Annotated in this window: 16 protein-coding genes; 2 read left to right on the forward strand and 14 right to left on the reverse strand. The window is 63.8% G+C overall.

The annotated features are described in order from the left end of the window. Nucleotides 1-17: 17 nt before the first annotated feature. The 3 genes from NDJ82_RS01580 to NDJ82_RS01590 are packed head-to-tail and all read right to left on the reverse strand — an operon-like array spanning nucleotide 18 to nucleotide 4,159. Complete coding sequence (locus NDJ82_RS01580; protein WP_191946445.1) at nucleotides 18-791, reverse strand: amino acid ABC transporter ATP-binding protein; 774 nt, start codon at nucleotides 789-791, stop codon at nucleotides 18-20. Then, nucleotides 784-1,749, reverse strand: coding sequence for an amino acid ABC transporter permease (locus NDJ82_RS01585; RefSeq protein ID WP_250924826.1), 966 nt, complete (start codon nucleotides 1,747-1,749; stop codon nucleotides 784-786). Before NDJ82_RS01585 ends, NDJ82_RS01580 begins: the two co-directional genes overlap by 8 nt. A 16-nt stretch (nucleotides 1,750-1,765) precedes the next feature. Then, entirely contained in the window at nucleotides 1,766-4,159 is a 2,394-nt protein-coding gene (locus NDJ82_RS01590; protein ID WP_191946447.1) for a TonB-dependent receptor plug domain-containing protein, read from the reverse strand. Nucleotides 4,160-4,741: 582 nt separating this feature from the next. On the opposite strand from NDJ82_RS01590, the gene NDJ82_RS01595 reads away from it, so the two are divergent. Both NDJ82_RS01595 and NDJ82_RS01600 read left to right on the forward strand, forming a co-directional pair. Beyond that, nucleotides 4,742-5,026, forward strand: coding sequence for a type II toxin-antitoxin system TacA family antitoxin (locus NDJ82_RS01595; protein WP_099586545.1), 285 nt, complete (start codon nucleotides 4,742-4,744; stop codon nucleotides 5,024-5,026). Then, nucleotides 4,984-5,505, forward strand: a complete 522-nt coding sequence (locus NDJ82_RS01600; RefSeq protein WP_250924827.1) for a GNAT family N-acetyltransferase — start codon at nucleotides 4,984-4,986, stop codon at nucleotides 5,503-5,505. The genes NDJ82_RS01595 and NDJ82_RS01600 overlap by 43 nt, the downstream gene beginning before the upstream one ends. 264 nt (nucleotides 5,506-5,769) lie before the next feature. On the opposite strand, the gene gspD is transcribed toward NDJ82_RS01600, so the two are convergent. From gspD to gspE, 11 genes are read right to left on the reverse strand one after another with little or no spacing between them, the layout of a single operon-like run. After that, nucleotides 5,770-7,977, reverse strand: a complete 2,208-nt coding sequence (gene gspD / locus NDJ82_RS01605; RefSeq protein WP_112196078.1) for a type II secretion system secretin GspD — start codon at nucleotides 7,975-7,977, stop codon at nucleotides 5,770-5,772. Continuing rightward, on the reverse strand, nucleotides 7,974-8,498 hold the full coding sequence (locus tag NDJ82_RS01610) for a general secretion pathway protein GspN (RefSeq protein WP_099586542.1): 525 nt from the start codon (nucleotides 8,496-8,498) through the stop codon (nucleotides 7,974-7,976). The genes gspD and NDJ82_RS01610 overlap by 4 nt, the downstream gene beginning before the upstream one ends. After that, nucleotides 8,495-9,106: a type II secretion system protein GspM gene (gene gspM, locus NDJ82_RS01615; protein ID WP_112196079.1), complete on the reverse strand. Its 612-nt coding sequence runs from the start codon at nucleotides 9,104-9,106 to the stop codon at nucleotides 8,495-8,497. The genes NDJ82_RS01610 and gspM overlap by 4 nt, the downstream gene beginning before the upstream one ends. Further along, the gene (locus NDJ82_RS01620) at nucleotides 9,081-10,100 is read right to left on the reverse strand and encodes a PilN domain-containing protein (RefSeq protein ID WP_250924828.1); all 1,020 of its coding nucleotides are present in this window, start codon (nucleotides 10,098-10,100) and stop codon (nucleotides 9,081-9,083) included. The genes gspM and NDJ82_RS01620 overlap by 26 nt, the downstream gene beginning before the upstream one ends. Next, nucleotides 10,097-10,822, reverse strand: a complete 726-nt coding sequence (locus NDJ82_RS01625; RefSeq protein ID WP_112196081.1) for a general secretion pathway protein GspK — start codon at nucleotides 10,820-10,822, stop codon at nucleotides 10,097-10,099. The genes NDJ82_RS01620 and NDJ82_RS01625 overlap by 4 nt, the downstream gene beginning before the upstream one ends. After that, nucleotides 10,819-11,448 carry a prepilin-type N-terminal cleavage/methylation domain-containing protein gene (locus NDJ82_RS01630; RefSeq protein ID WP_099586539.1) on the reverse strand — a complete coding sequence of 210 codons (630 nt, stop codon included), beginning with the start codon at nucleotides 11,446-11,448 and terminating at the stop codon, nucleotides 10,819-10,821. Before NDJ82_RS01630 ends, NDJ82_RS01625 begins: the two co-directional genes overlap by 4 nt. Then, nucleotides 11,445-11,807 (reverse strand): prepilin-type N-terminal cleavage/methylation domain-containing protein, encoded by a 363-nt coding sequence (locus NDJ82_RS01635; protein WP_099586538.1) that lies wholly within the window; start codon nucleotides 11,805-11,807, stop codon nucleotides 11,445-11,447. Before NDJ82_RS01635 ends, NDJ82_RS01630 begins: the two co-directional genes overlap by 4 nt. Then, nucleotides 11,804-12,235, reverse strand: coding sequence for a GspH/FimT family pseudopilin (locus NDJ82_RS01640; RefSeq protein WP_099586537.1), 432 nt, complete (start codon nucleotides 12,233-12,235; stop codon nucleotides 11,804-11,806). The genes NDJ82_RS01635 and NDJ82_RS01640 overlap by 4 nt, the downstream gene beginning before the upstream one ends. 3 nt (nucleotides 12,236-12,238) lie before the next feature. Beyond that, nucleotides 12,239-12,655 carry a type II secretion system major pseudopilin GspG gene (gene gspG / locus NDJ82_RS01645; RefSeq protein ID WP_250924829.1) on the reverse strand — a complete coding sequence of 139 codons (417 nt, stop codon included), beginning with the start codon at nucleotides 12,653-12,655 and terminating at the stop codon, nucleotides 12,239-12,241. 20 nt (nucleotides 12,656-12,675) lie between these two features. Then, nucleotides 12,676-13,878 (reverse strand): type II secretion system inner membrane protein GspF, encoded by a 1,203-nt coding sequence (gene gspF, locus NDJ82_RS01650; RefSeq protein ID WP_250924830.1) that lies wholly within the window; start codon nucleotides 13,876-13,878, stop codon nucleotides 12,676-12,678. After that, on the reverse strand, nucleotides 13,875-15,605 hold the full coding sequence (gene gspE / locus NDJ82_RS01655) for a type II secretion system ATPase GspE (RefSeq protein ID WP_472978301.1): 1,731 nt from the start codon (nucleotides 15,603-15,605) through the stop codon (nucleotides 13,875-13,877). The genes gspF and gspE overlap by 4 nt, the downstream gene beginning before the upstream one ends. Nucleotides 15,606-15,669: the final 64 nt, after the last annotated feature.

The raw sequence follows: 15,669 nt of genomic DNA on the forward strand, positions 1-15,669 counted from the left end.
GGCAGTCACTCCTTGAACTAAAGCACCTTGCCGAGAAAGGCCTGGGTGCGGGGATGTCGGGGTTGGCGGAAGATCTGTTCGGGCGGGCCCTCTTCGATCAATTGGCCGTCGCAGAGAAACACCACGTGGTCGGCCACTTCGCGGGCAAAGCCGATCTCGTGGGTGACGATCACCAGGGTCACGCCCAGTTGGGTCAGGCCCTTGATCACGTCGAGGACTTCACCCACCAGCTCGGGGTCGAGGGCCGACGTGGGCTCGTCGAACAGCAGCACCTTCGGGTCCAGCGCCAGGGCGCGGGCGATGGCGACGCGCTGTTGCTGGCCGCCGGAAAGCTGGCGCGGATAGGCATCGGCCTTGTCCGCCAGGCCGACCTTGGCCAATAGCTCAGCCGCCTTGGACGGCGCCTCGGCCTTGCTCCAGCGTTTGTGGGCCAAAGGCGCTTCGGCAACGTTTTCCCAGGCGGTGAGGTGCGGGAACAGGTTGAAGTTCTGGAACACAAAACCCACGTCGATGCGACGCTTGAGAATCTCGCGTTCCTTGAGCTCGTACAGCAGGTCGCCCTTGCGCCGATAGCCGACGTATTCACCGTCGATGGTGATGTGGCCGCTGTCGATTTTCTCCAGGTGGTTGATGGTGCGCAGCAAGGTGGACTTGCCCGAGCCGGACGGCCCGAGAATCACCGTGACCTTGCCCGGGTCGATGGTCAGGTCGATGCCCTTGAGCACCTGCTGGCTGCCAAAGCGCTTGCCCACACCCTGGATCTGGATACGTCCTGCGCGCGCTTCACTCATGGGATTTCTCCTTGAGCCAGCCGCGCAGGCGCTGCAACGGCGTGGGCGGCAACACCCGTGCCGTGCCCCGTGCGAAATGCCGCTCGACGTAATACTGGGCGCTGGTGAGCACGGTGGTGATGATCAGGTACCACACGGTAGCCACGATCAGCAGCGGGATCACCGCCTGGGTCCGGTTGTAGATGACCTGCACGGTGTAGAACAGCTCCGGCAAGGCCAGCACGTAGACGATGGACGTGCCCTTGACCAGGCCGATGATTTCGTTGAACCCCGACGGCAGGATCGAACGCAGCGCCTGGGGCAGGATGACCCGGAAGATGCGTCGTGATGCGGGCAAGCCCAAGGCTGCCGCCGCTTCATGCTGGCCGGCGTCGACACCGATCAGGCCGCCGCGAATGATCTCCGCCGCGTAGGCTGCCTGCATCAGGCTCAAACCGAGGACCGCCGTGGTGAACTGGCTGAGCACGTCCACCGTCGACCACTCGGCAAACACCACGCCCGTGAACGGCACGCCGAGCACGATGTGGTCATACAGGTAGGCAAAGTTGTACAGGATGATCAGCACCAGCAACGCCGGCATCGAACGGAAAAACCAGATGTAGCCCCAGGCCAGTGCCGCCAGCAGCGGCGAGCCCGACAGCCGCGCCAGGGCCAGCGCCGTGCCGAGGATCACGCTGAACACCGTGCTCAGCAGCGTCAGCAACAACGTCTGCCCCAGCCCGCGCAGCACCGACGGCGAGAAGAACCACTGGCCAAACACGCCCCACTCCCAACGCGGGTTGGTGGCCAGGGAATGCGCAATGGCGAGCAGCACCAGCGCAGCAAAGATCGACCCGGCCCAACGCCACGGATGGCGGGCGGGCACCACTTGCAGGGCTTTGATCGGTGTGGAGACACGGGCCTGGCGAACCACGCGGGGTGGGTCAATCAGGTCATAGGGTTTGGCGACGATAGGCATGGTGTATTCCTCGGCCTCAGAAGGCATAGGTCAAGCGGGTGTAGTAGTACCCGCCGGTGAATCCGTAGGGCGAATAGGTGCCGTAGCTGCTGACCATGGTGCTGCTGGGCACGCCTTGTTTCTTGGGGTAGACGTCGAACAGGTTCTTGGCGCCGATGGCCACGTTGAGGTCTTTGGTGAGGTTGTAGCCAAGGTCGAGATCGGTGATCCATTTGGCTGCGTAGACCCGGTCGAGGCTGCGGTCGGCAGAGACGTTGACCTCTTTGTAGGCGCCGTAGCGGGTCAAGGCCAGGTTGAGGTTGAAGCGGCCGATGCTCCAGTCACCGCCCAGGATCAGCTTGGTGCTGGGCTGCACGCCGGTGATCAGGTTGCGTGCCTGGCGATCCATCAGGTCGTAGGACGTGCCCAGGATCGTGGTGGATTCCTTGTAGTTGAGGATTTTGGTCTGGTTCCAGTTGAACGCTGCGGTCCACTTCAGCGCGCCGTATTGGCCCAGGTCCTGGCTGTAGTTACCGACCAGATCGAGGCCTTTGGTGCGGGTGTCGGCGCCGTTGATAAAGTACTGGCCGCCGGAGGTGGAGGTGATGCCGTTGCCTTGCAGCACCTGGGTAATTTCCGGGCCGAGCAAGGTGCCGGTCAGGGTGATGCGGTCACGCAGGTTGATCACGTAGGCGTCGGCGGTGAAGCTCAGGCGGTCGGTGGGCGTGAGGGTGAAACCGAGGCTGAAGTTGGTCGAGCGCTCGGGCTTCAGATCCTGGGCGCCCAGGGCCTGGGCCGCCGCCGAACCGGTGGGCAGCACGCCGTAGTTGATTGACTGATACACCCCGTCCACCACGCCATAGGTGGTGGAACGCGCACTGAACAGGCTGTTGGCCAGGGACGGCGCACGGAAGCCATTGCTTACCGTGGCACGCACCGCGAATTGCGGTGTGAAATCGTAGCGGGTGGTCAACTTGCCGCTGCGGGTGGCGCCGACGCCCTGGTTGTAATGCTCGTAGCGAAACGCGGTGCCCACGTACCAGTCCGGCACTGGGTTGAAACCCACGTCGACGTAGCTGGCCAGGCTGTTGCGCGAGGCGCTGCTTTCTTCATCCGGTGAAATGCCGTTGGTGACCTGCGCCCCGCTTGAGGCGCAATTGCCCGGCGCCACGCAGTAGCCGCCGTTGGCGTAGGACTCGTAGTCACCGGCCTGCACTTCATAGGTATCGCGCCGATGCTCGAAGCCATAGCTCACATCCAGCGGCTTTTGCAGGCCGATATCGAAGCCGCGCTTGAAGTCGAGGTTGGTGGTCAGCTCGGTGCTGATCCAGGTACCGGAGGTAAAGCTGTTCGGCGTGGCCTCGCCCAACGACGGGTTCTGGTTATGGGTGGTGCCCTGCTCCGCTTCGTTGCGCCCGTAAGTGGTGGACAAATCCCAGTCCCACTCGCCGACGGTGCCTTTGCCGCCGAACGCGGCCTGGAAGTCGTCTTCGTCGATGTACCAGGTCGGCGTGTAGCCGCCGGGGTAGCCATTGGGCCCGGTGGTGATGGTGTTGGTGATGGTCGGCAGGCGGAAATTCTGCCCCTGCTCGGCCTTGCGCCGCGAATAGGTGGTGAACGAATACAGGCTCAAATCGTCGTCGATCGGCAGCTCGGCGTTGTAGCCCAGGGTCAGCAGATTGGTCTTCGGCGTGCCGTAGCCGCCATAGGTGGAACGCCCCGCCTGCTCATAGGCTTGGGCATAGGTGTAGCCGTTGGCGCTGGCCTTGTTGTCATCGTTCTGGCTGCGCGCATCCAGTGCCAGTTGCACGATGCCGCCGTTGCCGATTTCAAAGCCCTTGTTGAGGCTTTGTTGCACGGTCTGCTTTTTGCCGTCGTAGCCAAGGCCCGCGTTGGTCACCGACGTGCCGCTGGTATCGGCCTTGAGGATCACGTTGATCACCCCGGCAATGGCGTCGGAGCCGTACTGCGCGGCGGCGCCGTCGCGCAGCACTTCCACATGGTCGATGGCGCTGATGGGGATCAGGTCCAGGTCGGCCGGCGCGGCGCCAGTGTTGATGCCGTTGATGTTCAACGTGGCCGCGGTGTGGCGACGTTTGCCATTGACCAGCACCAGCACTTCGGCGGCACTCATGCCCCGCAGGTTGGGAGCGCGGGCAATGCCGCTGGCGTCCCAACCGGTTTTTTCCGGCAGGGTGAGCGATGGGATCACCGCGCTCAACGCCTCCATCAAACCGGGCTTGCCGGTGCTTTGCAGTTGCCTGGCGCTGACCACATCAATCGGCACCGGGCTGCTGGTGACCGTGCGCTGCTCGGCGCCACGGTTGCCGGTGACCACCACGGTGGACAGGGTGCTGTCGTCCTGGGCGTGGGCGGCGTTGGCCAGGACGGCCAGTGTCAGGAGGGTGGTGGGTTTCAGCGTTTGCTTCATGGGCGTGCCTGTCTTTCCAAATCGCGAAGTCGGGCACTCACGCGGCGGGGCGCGGTGCTCGGTTTTTTTGGGCGTGTTGCGGCAATTTGGGGTTAGGGCGAGTGCGGGGGTTGAATTGGCAACATACGTTGAACTCCCTTCCAACGATTCTGCTGCGGGGGATGATCACCCGGTTATGGCGCGCAGAATCTTGATTACGCTGGGTACCATCCGAGGTCAGGGGTAGGCTGTTGCGATCAAACATAACGGAATGGGTTGGGGAAATATAATGCTGTTTTGGTATAAGCTAATATTCTATAATTTTATTATTTTTTATATTTTTTATTCATTTAAATAATGTTTTTTTGGGATCCAGCATGACCAACAACGCATTGAAGGGAGAATTCCATCAGGAAAAGGCAATGAGTTTATGGAGAATTGCTGCGTTTTCGGCGGATTGAAAGCGCAGTTGAACGTCTATCTGACACGCAGAAACGTATATCCAACAGATATACTCGTATAGACATAAGATACACAGGCACTTTACTATCCACCCGAGGAGGCTAAGACCTGAAAACAACCCTTCCAAGGTGGGAACCCAGCATGGCTGCAATTATTGAAAAACCCAAACCCGTTCCGATCAACATGAGAGCGGACGAAAGAAAGCGCAACCTGATCGATCTGGCGGCGGCCCTGTCCGGTCGGGATCGGACCAGCTTCATTCTGGAGGCTGCTTGCCAAAAAGCAGAAGAAGTCATCCTGGATAAGCGTCTGTTCCTTCTTGACGACGTCGCATTTGACGCATTCGAACAGGCCATGGATGCCAACCCGATACGAGGTAACGAATGCCTGCATCAACTTCTCGAAAGACCCAAAAGGTGGAGCTGAGGGCCCCCGAAAAGCTGAACGGCGAACACACCCTGGATCAATTCGATTCAGGTGAACGGTCGATCGACGATTACCTGCAAAGGCTGGCGCGTAAGGCTCAGGCAGCCAAACAAGCTGTGGTTTACGTCGTCTGCCGCAAGGACACCTCGATTGTCATGGGGTATTACACGCTCTCGAGTGGTTCCATCGCCCGCGCGAATGTCGCCCCGAAGAACCATCAACGCAATTCGCCAAGCGTTCATCCTGTAACCCTGCTGGGGCGCATGGGTATTACTCAAGCGGCTCAAGGCCAGGGCTATGCCATCGATCTGCTGCAGGACGCCATTGAGCGCGCCATCAGCGCCTCGAATGCCATCGGGTCCAGCGCACTGATTGTTCATCCACTGAACGAGCGCCTTTCGAGCTTTTATACCAAGTACGCAGGGTTCATACCGTGCCCAGGGCTATCGCCGATTACGTTGATGTTGCCGCTTCGCTAGCCAATGACATTGCCATCGCAACATAGGTCTCTACGCTACTTCATCAGGATAATCCGTAGATAGCCGTTACCGCAGCAACGGATATGTACTCGGTCAGATCCAACATCCTGGTCGGCTGTCAGGCCGCGTGTGTGTGTCTGGTGTACTCGGTTAAAAATGTGGAAGGGGGCTTGCCCCCGATAGCGGTGGTTCAGTCACCGTCTGCATCAACTGACACACCGTTATCGGGGGCAAGCCCCCTCCCACACTTTTGACCACGTTCCTTCAGTTAGCCGGCTTCAACAGCTGCATCTGCTGCCGATAATCATCCGTCACCTGCCTGGCCTGGCTGCTGCTGGTAATCACCCTAGGTGTAATCAAAACGATCAGTTCGGTCCGATCCTTGGACTTGCTGGTATTCCCAAACAACCACCGCAACCCAGGAATCTTGCCCAGATACGGCACCGCACTCACCGACTCCGCGTTGTCCTGCTTGATCAACCCCCCCAACAACACCGTCTGCCCACTCTGCACCGCCACCTGGGTCGACACCGAGCGCGTGGAGATACGCGGGTTCGTCGGCGTATCGCTGCCAGTGGACGCCTGGTCCTGTGCATCACTGACCTGTTGTTGAATATCCATGTACACCAACCCACCCGGATTGATCCTCGGCACTACATCCAGGATCACCCCGGTCTGCACATATTCAACACTGCTCAACGTGGTGTCCGAGGTGCCCGTGTTGACCGTGGTCTGGCTGATGGGAATGTTGTCCCCCACCTGAATCTGCGCCGGCTGGTTGTTCATCACCACCAGCGACGGCGCAGACAGCACCTGGGTGCGGCCGTTGGTTTCCAGGGCATGCAGCGCCACTTGCAGGTTGGAGCTGACGAAGGAATAGAACAACGAATCCGCCGCCCCCAACCCGGCCCCGCCACCGCCCAGTGCACCTTGGCTGCCGGAGGCGTTGGCCACGGTGGTGCTGGTGGAATTGCCCGCCAGGCGTCCCAGGTACCACTGCACGCCGAGGTCCAGTTCACCGCTGAGTTTGACCTCAAGAATGCGCGTCTCGATCTGCACTTGCAGCGGCGGATTGTCGAGGCGTTTGATCGCCGATTCGATCTCTTTCCACTGCACCGGACGGGTGCGCACCAGCAGTTGGTTACTGCTTTTCTGCGCGGTAATGCGCGTGCCGGCGTCGAGGCTTTTGGCCGGGGCGCCTTCGGTGGTTTGCGGTTCGGCGCTGTCCTCGGCTTCGGGCTCCTGCGCTTCGTCATCGACCACCGGCTGGGTGGTGTTCAGCCCACCCGGTGTGCTGCCGGACGTGCTGTTGGTGCCCGGCGACGACAAGGTCGCGGTGCGCAAACCGGGGGCGACCTTGGCCGGGGTGTCGTCCTTGATCGCGCCGCTGCCGTAGATCTGCCGCAGGTACTTGGCGAGGTCGCTGGCCTTCATGTTGCGCACGTCGTACACGTACATTTGCGGCTCGTTGCCGCCGCCTTCGTCGATGGTGTGAATCCAGTCGCCGACTTCACTCAAGTATTGCGGTTGCGAAGAAATCGCTACCACCGAGTTGGTGCGCTCGATCGGCAGGAATCGCACCATGCCCGCCAACGGCATGCCGCTGTCGGGGCCGAACATCTTTTGCAGTTCGGGCATCAGCTCGGCCACCGAGGCCCGTTGCAGGCCGAACACGCCGACGGACATGCCTTTGAGCCAATCCACGTCAAAGGTGTCGATGGTGTCCTGGTAGTTGGCCAGTTCCTCGGGGGTACCGGCCAGGCTCAGCACATTGCGCGCCGGGTCCACCAGCAAGAATGCATTTTCCCGGGCGAACGGCTTGAGCAGTTTCTGCATTTCAGTGGCAGAGATGTAGCGCAGTGGAAACAGCCGCGCCGACAGGCCGCTGGACGGTTGCGACACACGCATTTCCGGCACCAGCTTGCCCGCCACCGCCTGGTTGGCCGGCAGGATCACATAACGACTGCCCTGCTTGATCATCGCGTTGTCGGTCCAGGACAGCAGGGTTTCCAGAATCGACAATGCCTGCTGTTTGTTCACCGGTTTGGAGGTGGAGAAGCTGACGTTGCCCTTCACGCCCTGGGCGATGCTGTAGTTCTCGTGCAGCAGATCGCCCATCACGCTGTTGATCACCGCTTCAATCGGCTGGTCGGCAAAGTTGAACACGATGTCGCCACCGCCCTCCTCCTTCGCAGACGCCGCCGCAACCGGTTGGCGCACGAACTGCTGGTTGCCGCGAATCAGTTGGCGCTGAGGCGGCGTTTTTGCCTGGGGCTGGCCGTTGTCGACCGGGGTTTGTTCACTGGCCGGGTCCACGGGCGGACGTTGTGAGCCGGTGCCCTGCATCGCTTCGTGCAACAGGGCGTCGTCCGGGTCGAGGTGCTCGGGGAATGTCCCGCAGCCACCGAGGGCGACGGCGGTGGCCAGGCAAAATGCGGTGGTGCGCAAGGCGCCAGGGAAAGTATCGATCAAGGGGTGGACTCGTGAGGAAGGGTAATCGGCGGTGTGCTGGACGGCGGCGGCAAACGCAGGGCCCGCAGGCTCAAGGTCTGGCTGCGGCCGTCAAGTACGAAACGGGCGTCGCGGGGGGTCAGGTGTTCCAGGCGCCAGCCGTTGGGCAGGGTCTGGTCCTGGTGGACTTTCAAGGGTGGGCCGTCGGCGCGCTTGAGCAACGCCACGCGCAGGTCACCGTCGAGGACGATACCGGTCAGCGTGAGGCTCGACAGGCTGGAGACAGCGCCTTGGCCCACCGCGCGGTCGGGGCTGCGGTCGGGGCTGAACAACGGCGCCTGCCACGTACCGGCCAGGCTGTCCAGGGTTGCGCTCGGGGCCACCAGCACCTTGGCCGAGGCATTGGCGCGGCTATCGGGCGCGGGCGGCGGTAACCACTGCGGCGCGTCGCCGAGGCTGCTGAGGATGCCGGCCATGAGCACACCCAACAGCCCGGCCACGCCGATCAAACCCCATTCCAGGGGACGCAAGGTGCTGATCATCGGCGCACCTGCGCGGCGGCGGCCGGTTGCAGGTAGCCGCGCACCAACAGGTGCACCACCAGCTTGCCGGCGCCGCCACTGGCGGGGGCGTTCGGGGCGCGGCGGATGCTCATTTCATCGACAAACAGAAACGGCCGCTGGTATTCCAGCTCATGCAGGATCGCGGTCAAGGGCTCGATGGCGCAGTTGAGGGTCAGGCTGACTTTGACTTGGCGATAGGGCTCGGCATCGTCTTGCTCAGGGGTGATGGGCATGCGCTGGGTCAGGCTGCAGCCGCCACCGAGGCCGGCGCGGCTGTTGATCAGGTCGGCGATGCGCTGCATCAAGTCGGCGGCCACGGCGCTGGGGTCATCGCCGGGCAACAGGCTGGTGCTGCTGGCCGGGTCCTGGCGCGCTTCTTCGAGTTGCTGGCGCAGGCTGTCGCCCTGGCGCAACACGCCGGCGTAGCGCTGTTGCTGTTCGCGCAGTTGCTCGGCCTGTTCGCCCAAGGTGCGCAACGGGCCGGCAAACCAGCTGTCGATCAACAGCCAATAGGCGGCGCCGAGCACCAGCGCGAGGGCGATCAACGCGGCGCCACGGCGTTCACGGGGTGTCAGTGGTCGGCGCATCGGCGGCCTCCTGGTGCAGGTGGGCGCGCAAGGAAAACTGATCCTTGCCGGTTTGCGCATCGGGTTGGATCACCCCTTCGAACTGGGCGTTTTCCAGGCTGCGGCAGTTCTTGATGCGGGTGATCAACGCGCTGGCCTTGGCGCTTTGCCCGGAGAAGGACACGTCGGCGCCGTCGTTGACTTCCAACTGGTCGATCCAGGTGTCGGGCGGCAGGCAGGCGGTCAGCTCGCTGAGCAGCGCGGCCAGGGGTGGCTGCGCGGCCTTGCGGCGGATCAAGTACTGCGCGGCGCCGCGGGTATTGAGCAGTTGCTGGCGCAGGGCCTGGACTTCGGCGACCTGGGCGCGCTGGGACTGCACGCTGTGTTGCATGGCGTCGAGTACGCGCTGGCGATCGTTGAGCCACAGCAGCATGGCGGCAATCAGCAAGGCGCCGCACAGCCACGGCAGGCTGCGTTGCAGGCCCTTGCCCGCCGGGCGCTGGCGCGGACGCAACGGCGCCGGCAGCAGGTCGATGCCCATGGGCACGCCCGCGCTGTCGTAGACATCCACGGCGTGGGGTTGCAAGCCAAGGGCCGCGCAGTCGTCGAGGATCTGGTCCAGGCGCTCGCGCAGGATTGCCACCAGCGTCACCTGCAGATGGGTGGTTGTGCGGCGTTCCTGGCGGGCGACAAAGTACAGCTGGGCGGCGTCGAACGGGGTGAAGCGGTCCAGTTCATAGCCGACCACCGTCGACAGGTTGCGCGCGGCGGCCACCGGCAATTGCAGGCTCTGCACCAGCACCGCGTCTGGTGCCAGCAACAACACCTGGCGTGCCTCGCCAGGGAGCTTTTGCACAGGCGCAGTGAGCGGCCACGGGTAGACGCGCTCGGGCATGTCATGGGGCAACAACCAGCCAGGCAGGCAGCCACGCAGCTCCTTGAGCCACAGGTCCCAGCCCTGTTGCAACAGGCTGCCTTGCCAACGCTGCACGGCGGGCTCCAGGTATTTATTCATTCTTGCCAACGTAGGACTCGATAAGGTTGTGCGCTGCCTTGCGCGGGGCTCAATAACACCGTGGCTTGCAGCTCGGCGTGGTAACCGCCGGGGCGTTGGGCGCGGCTGCTGACCACCAGCACATCACCGGGGTCGGCACCCACCGCGCTGGCGTGTGGCAGGTTGAGGGCGTGGCGCATCAACGGGCTGGCGAAGGCCGGGTCGGGCCGGTCCAGGCCACTCCACAGGCTGATTTCCGGCACCAGCGCGCTGTACAGCGCCTGGGTCATGCCCGGCAACTGCCGGACTTCTTCCACCACCCGAAACGGCGCCAGGCCTTGGTTGCGGCGCATCTCCAGGTCCCTGGCCAATTGCTTGGCCTGGGCCTGGGTGGCACCGCAGGCCAGGGCCAGGCGAGCAAAATCGCCCACCTCGGCGCTGTTGAGGTACAACTTGCCGCGCTCGCTGCGCAGGCTTACGTGCAACTGCGCGTCGTCAAACACCAGCGGGATTTCACGCCCGTCGGCAATCCATTGCTTGCGCTGCGACGGGTCGGCCACGGCTTGCATCGCCAGCGCCACGCCCGCCTCTGCCGCCAGCACCGCCTGGGTATGCTGGCGATGCCACGCGGCCTGGCGGGTTTCCAACTGCACCCAGCCGGCCAATCCGCCGAGCAACAGGCTGAGCAAGGCCAGCACCCACAGCACCAGCAACAGCGCCACACCGCGTTGATGCCTGATCATTCGGGCGCCCCGCCGGACAGGTTCAAGCGCAAGGCCACCACCTGGGTCACCCACGGCACCGGACCGTTGACCCGGGCGGCAATCCGCACCGCGTAGGGCAGGCGCTTGGGCCACGGCCACGCGCTGATCCAGCCGGTAGCCTGACCCTTGGGCGACAGGCCGCGATAGCTCAATTGCAGGTCTTCGACGCCCCTGAGCAACACCTGTGGCTCGCTGCGCGAGGCCGGTACGCTGACTTGCGCCAGGGACTCAAACCGGGCGAACGCCACCTGCAAATCACGCGGCGCCTCGGGCCCGGTCAGTTGCAGGGTGAAACGCTGAATGCCGCCGCCGAGCACACCGGGCAGGGTCGCGACAAACTGCATGCGCTGCGGCTCGCCTGTGAAAAAACCATCGACCTGGCTGTCGTCCTCGGTCACATCCAGCGGTAACGCCTCGCTGATGGCGGTGCGCAAAAACTGCTGGGCGGCACGCATTTCGTCCAGGCTGACCGTGTAACGCTGGGCCTTGAGCACCGCGCGATTGGCACCGAGCAACGCGCCGCCAACCAACGTCAGCAACACCCCCAGCAGGCTGAGCACAATCATGATTTCGAGCAGGGTAAAACCCTGCTGGCGAGGCTTCACAAACCGGCCCCGGCAGCACGCAGTTTCAAGGTGCTGAACTGCGCCTGGCGCGGGCCTTCGCTGACGCTCAGGTCCAGGCGAAACAGGTGCGCCTGACCGATGCGGCTCGGCTGTTGTGCAATGCGCAGTTGCCAGGCGACGCCGTCCATTTCGCCCTGGCGCGTGCCGCTCGCCAGCGGGCCCGTGCCCTCCTGATCCATCACGCTCAAGGCCGCATGGGTGAGGCGGTCGCTATGGGCCACCTGCAACAGCGAGCGCGCACTTTGGCCAAAGGCGACCAGCAGCACCGTGCTACAGATCGCCATCAGCGTCAGCGCGGCGAGCATTTCCAGCAGGGTGAAACCGCGCTGGTGCTTCATGGCAGGGCCCTGGACTGGACGCTGCCGGTCAGCCAGCCAATGTCGATGCGCCAACGCCGGCTGCCGTTGGCCAGTAGCAGGTTGCCGCCGGTGGAGCTGCCATCGGGATAGAAATCCACTGCCGAGCCCGCTTGCTCGGCGGTGTGCAGGGTCACTTGCAAACCGGCCGGCCAGTGCTGTTTCGGGCGACCGGGCGCCTGGACGCTCAAGTTGCGCAAATCGAAAACGGTACTTTCCGTGGTGCCACTGACAATCGCCCGCGCCCGCGTGCTGCGCAGCGCCTCGACGATCTGCCCCACCGCCTGGCGTTCTTTCGCTGCGCGCAGACCTTGTTGCAGGCCAAACCCGACCAACCCGGCCGCGATGCTGATCAAGACGACCACCACCAGCATCTCCAGCAGGGTAAAGCCGCGTTGGGCGCTGGCCACGGGTTATTCCCAGTTGCCCAGGTCGGCGCTGTAGCCTTCGCCGCCGGGTTGGCCGTCCTGGCCGTAGAAGATCAGGTCGAACGCGCCGTGCTCGCCGGGGAAGCGATAGCCGAAGGCATGGCCGAACGGGTCCTTGAGGTCCGACGGCTTGGCGTATGGCCCGGCCCAACCGGCGCCGTTGCCGGGTTTTTCGACCAGCTGCTGCAGGGTCTTGGGCGGTGAGCCGACATCCAGCCCGTAGCTTTCGATTTTCATCGACAGGCTGGCCAGTTGCGCTTTGCCCGCGCCGTATTTGCCCTTGTCGACGTTACCGCCGACCTGGCGCACCACAATGGTCGCGACGATGCCCAGCAGCACGATGACGGCAAGCATTTCCAACAGGGTGAAACCGCTTTGGCGGCGTGCAGGTTTTGAGCGCATGGGGGTGGGTCCTCGGGGGTTCATATATTGCTGGTCAGGCTCATCAGCGGCAGCATGATCGCCAGCATGATCACCGCCACCAGCACCGCCATGACCACGGTCAGGGACGGCACCAGCGCGGCGAGCAGGCGGTCGATGCCGCGTTTGGCTTCGACGTCGAACACGTCGGCGACCTTGAGCAGCATGCTGTCCAGTTCGCCGGCCTGTTCGCCGACTTCAATCATTTGCAGGGCCAGGTCCGGCAGCAGTGGCTGCGTGCCAAAGGCACTGGCCAGGGTGCCGCCGCCCTTGACCGACTCGGCGGCCTGGGCGACCTGCGCTTGCAGGGCACGGTTGGTGCAGACCTGGCGGGCAATGACCAGGGCTTGCAGCAGGGCCACGCCGTTACTGAGCAAGGTGCCGAGGGTGCGCGCCAGGCGGGCGGCTTCGACCCGTTGCAGCAGCGGGCCGATGAGGCGAATGCCCAGCACACGGCGGTCGTAGCGTTCACGCCGTTGGGGATCACGCAGGCGAGCGAGCAACCCCCAGATGCCGGCGATCAGCCCGGCCAACACCGCCAGGCCATAGGCGCCGAGGAACTGGCCCAGGCCGAGGATCACTTCGGTGATCAACGGGATCGGAACGCCTAGATCCTTGAAGATCGGCACGAACTGCGGCACGACATACGCCAGCAACAGCGCCAGGGAGCCGAGCACGCCGACCACCAGGAACGCCGGATAGATCAGCGCGTTGATCACCTCGCCCCTCAGCAGTTGGCTGCGTTCCAGGTAATCACTGAGCTGGCGCAACGTATTTTCCAACGCGCCACCCGCTTCCCCCGCACGCACCATGCTCAGGTACAGCGGCGAGAACTGGCTGCCCTCCTCTTCCAGGGCTTTGGACAAGGGCTGACCGGCCTTGACGTGTTCACGAATGCGCTCGATCAACGCACGGGTCTGGGGCTGGCCGGGCTGCTTGAGCAAGATGCCCAGGGAGCGTTCCAACGGCTGCCCGGCGCCCAGCAGCGTGGCCAGTTGCTGGGTAAAACTGACCAACGCCGCGCCGTTCAACTGCCCGCGCCCAAACGCGTTGCGCAGCCCTTGGGCGCCGGCCACATCAATGTGCAATAACAACAAGCCGCGCTTGTGCAGCGCGGCGACGGCGGCGTCCTGGTCCTTGGCTTCCAGGGTGCCGTTGTGCGGGGTGCCCTGGCTGTCGAGGGCGCGGTATTTGAACAGGCTCACGTGCCCTCCCCGCGTGTCACGCGCAGCACTTCTTCCAGGGACGTGACCCCGGCCACGGCCTGACGCAGGCCTTCTTCATGCAAGGTGCGCAGGCCACCACGACGGGCGGCCTGCTCCAGCGTGGCGGCGTCTGCCTGGCGCATCAGTAGGCTGCGCAGTTCCTCGTTCATCACCAGTAATTCGGTGATTGCACTGCGCCCGTGGTAGCCACCGCCCGGTGCGTCGGCGCGAGGGCGATAGAGCAGGATCGGACGCTGCTCGGTAAAGCGCTCCAGGCCGTGTTCGGCAATCAATTCCGCCGGCGCTTCGAAGGCTTCGCGGGTGGCCGGGTCGAGGCGGCGCACCAGGCGCTGGGCGAGGATGCCGTTGACGGTCGAGGCGATCAGGTAGCTCTCCACGCCCATGTCCAGCAGACGCGTGATACTCGCCGCCGCGCTGTTGGTGTGCAGGGTGGACAGCACCAGGTGGCCGGTGAGGGAGGACTGGATGGCGATGCGGCAGGTTTCCAGGTCGCGGATCTCGCCGATCATGATCACGTCCGGATCCTGACGCACGATCGAGCGCAGCGCGCCGGCAAAATCGAGTCCGATGGCGGGCTTGACCTGGATCTGGTTGATGCCTTCGAGCTGGTACTCCACCGGGTCTTCCACGGTGATGATCTTGCGCTCGGCGGTATTGAGCCGCGACAGCGCGGTGTACAGCGTAGTGGTCTTGCCCGAGCCGGTCGGGCCGGTGACCAGCAGGATGCCGTGGGGGCGTTCGAGTACTTCGAGGAAGGTTTCCAGGCGCTGCCCGTCGAAGCCCAGGCTCTGGAAATCGAACTGCACCGTCTGGCGATCCAGCAAACGCATCACCACCGATTCACCAAAACTGGTGGGCACCGTGGACACGCGCAAATCCAGTTCCTTGCCCTGGATGCGCAGCATGATCCGCCCGTCCTGGGGCAGGCGGCGTTCGGCGATGTCCAGCCGCGCCATGATCTTGACCCGCGAAATCACCGCCGCCGACGAGCTGGACGGCGGCGCCTCGGCCTCGTGCAGCACGCCGTCGATGCGGTAGCGCACCTTGAGCTGGTTTTCGAAAGGTTCGATATGAATGTCCGAGGCGCGATGTTCCACCGCGCGCTGCAGGATCAGATTGACCAGGCGAATCACCGGCGCTTCGGAGGCCATGTCCTTGAGGTGTTCGATGTCTTCCAGCGCACCGCCCTGCTCGTCGAGGTTTTCGATCAGGGTGCCCATGGCCGAGCGGCCCTGGCCGTAGTAGCGCTCGATCAGGCTGTCGACTTCGTTGCGCGGCCCCACCGCCAGCCACACCGGCACGCCGCAGGCATAGGCCATGGCCTGGAACGGATAGACCAGCGCCGGGTTGGCCGCCAGCACCCGCAAGCCGCCCTGGCTCCAGCCCACGGGCACCACCTGATAATGGCGCATGAAGCGCTCGGTCAAGGCAGGCAACGGGTCGAGCAACGGTGGCGCGGCGTCCGCCAGTAACAGCGGTGCGCCAAGCAGGTCGGCCCAGGCGCGGGCCAGTTCCACTTCAGAGACCAGCCCAAGCCGCGTGAGCAGGCCGAGCAATTCGGCGTCGTCCGACTCCTGGGACAGGCGCCGAGCGCGTTCCAGGTCAACGGTTTTCAAGCCGGCGTGCTGCATCAGCCATGCGCAGACCTGTTCGGTGTGCGGGATGTGCATGTCGCAGGCGTTTATGGGCGTTGAGGGGCTTGGCATGGGTGACTATCTGAGGGGCTATGTTCTGAAGGACTCTGGGAACCCCTGTGGGAGGGGGCTTGCC

This window comes from Pseudomonas sp. SR18, from assembly GCF_023701505.1.
Taxonomy (GTDB): domain Bacteria; phylum Pseudomonadota; class Gammaproteobacteria; order Pseudomonadales; family Pseudomonadaceae; genus Aquipseudomonas; species Aquipseudomonas cyclaminis.

Bases quoted from the DNA above. Each gene is read 5' to 3' on its own strand.
- NDJ82_RS01580 (WP_191946445.1), bottom strand. From the start codon at position 791: ATGAGTGAAGCGCGCGCAGGACGTATCCAGATCCAGGGTGTGGGCAAG.
- NDJ82_RS01625 (WP_112196081.1), bottom strand. From the start codon at position 10,822: ATGATCAGGCATCAACGCGGTGTGGCGCTGTTGCTGGTGCTGTGGGTG.
- gspE (WP_472978301.1), bottom strand. From the start codon at position 15,605: ATGCCAAGCCCCTCAACGCCCATAAACGCCTGCGACATGCACATCCCG.
- NDJ82_RS01590 (WP_191946447.1), bottom strand. From the start codon at position 4,159: ATGAAGCAAACGCTGAAACCCACCACCCTCCTGACACTGGCCGTCCTG.
- NDJ82_RS01610 (WP_099586542.1), bottom strand. From the start codon at position 8,498: ATGATCAGCACCTTGCGTCCCCTGGAATGGGGTTTGATCGGCGTGGCC.
- NDJ82_RS01595 (WP_099586545.1), top strand. From the start codon at position 4,742: ATGGCTGCAATTATTGAAAAACCCAAACCCGTTCCGATCAACATGAGA.
- gspM (WP_112196079.1), bottom strand. From the start codon at position 9,106: ATGCGCCGACCACTGACACCCCGTGAACGCCGTGGCGCCGCGTTGATC.
- gspG (WP_250924829.1), bottom strand. From the start codon at position 12,655: ATGCGCTCAAAACCTGCACGCCGCCAAAGCGGTTTCACCCTGTTGGAA.
- NDJ82_RS01620 (WP_250924828.1), bottom strand. From the start codon at position 10,100: ATGAATAAATACCTGGAGCCCGCCGTGCAGCGTTGGCAAGGCAGCCTG.
- NDJ82_RS01600 (WP_250924827.1), top strand. From the start codon at position 4,984: ATGCCTGCATCAACTTCTCGAAAGACCCAAAAGGTGGAGCTGAGGGCC.
- NDJ82_RS01585 (WP_250924826.1), bottom strand. From the start codon at position 1,749: ATGCCTATCGTCGCCAAACCCTATGACCTGATTGACCCACCCCGCGTG.
- NDJ82_RS01635 (WP_099586538.1), bottom strand. From the start codon at position 11,807: ATGAAGCACCAGCGCGGTTTCACCCTGCTGGAAATGCTCGCCGCGCTG.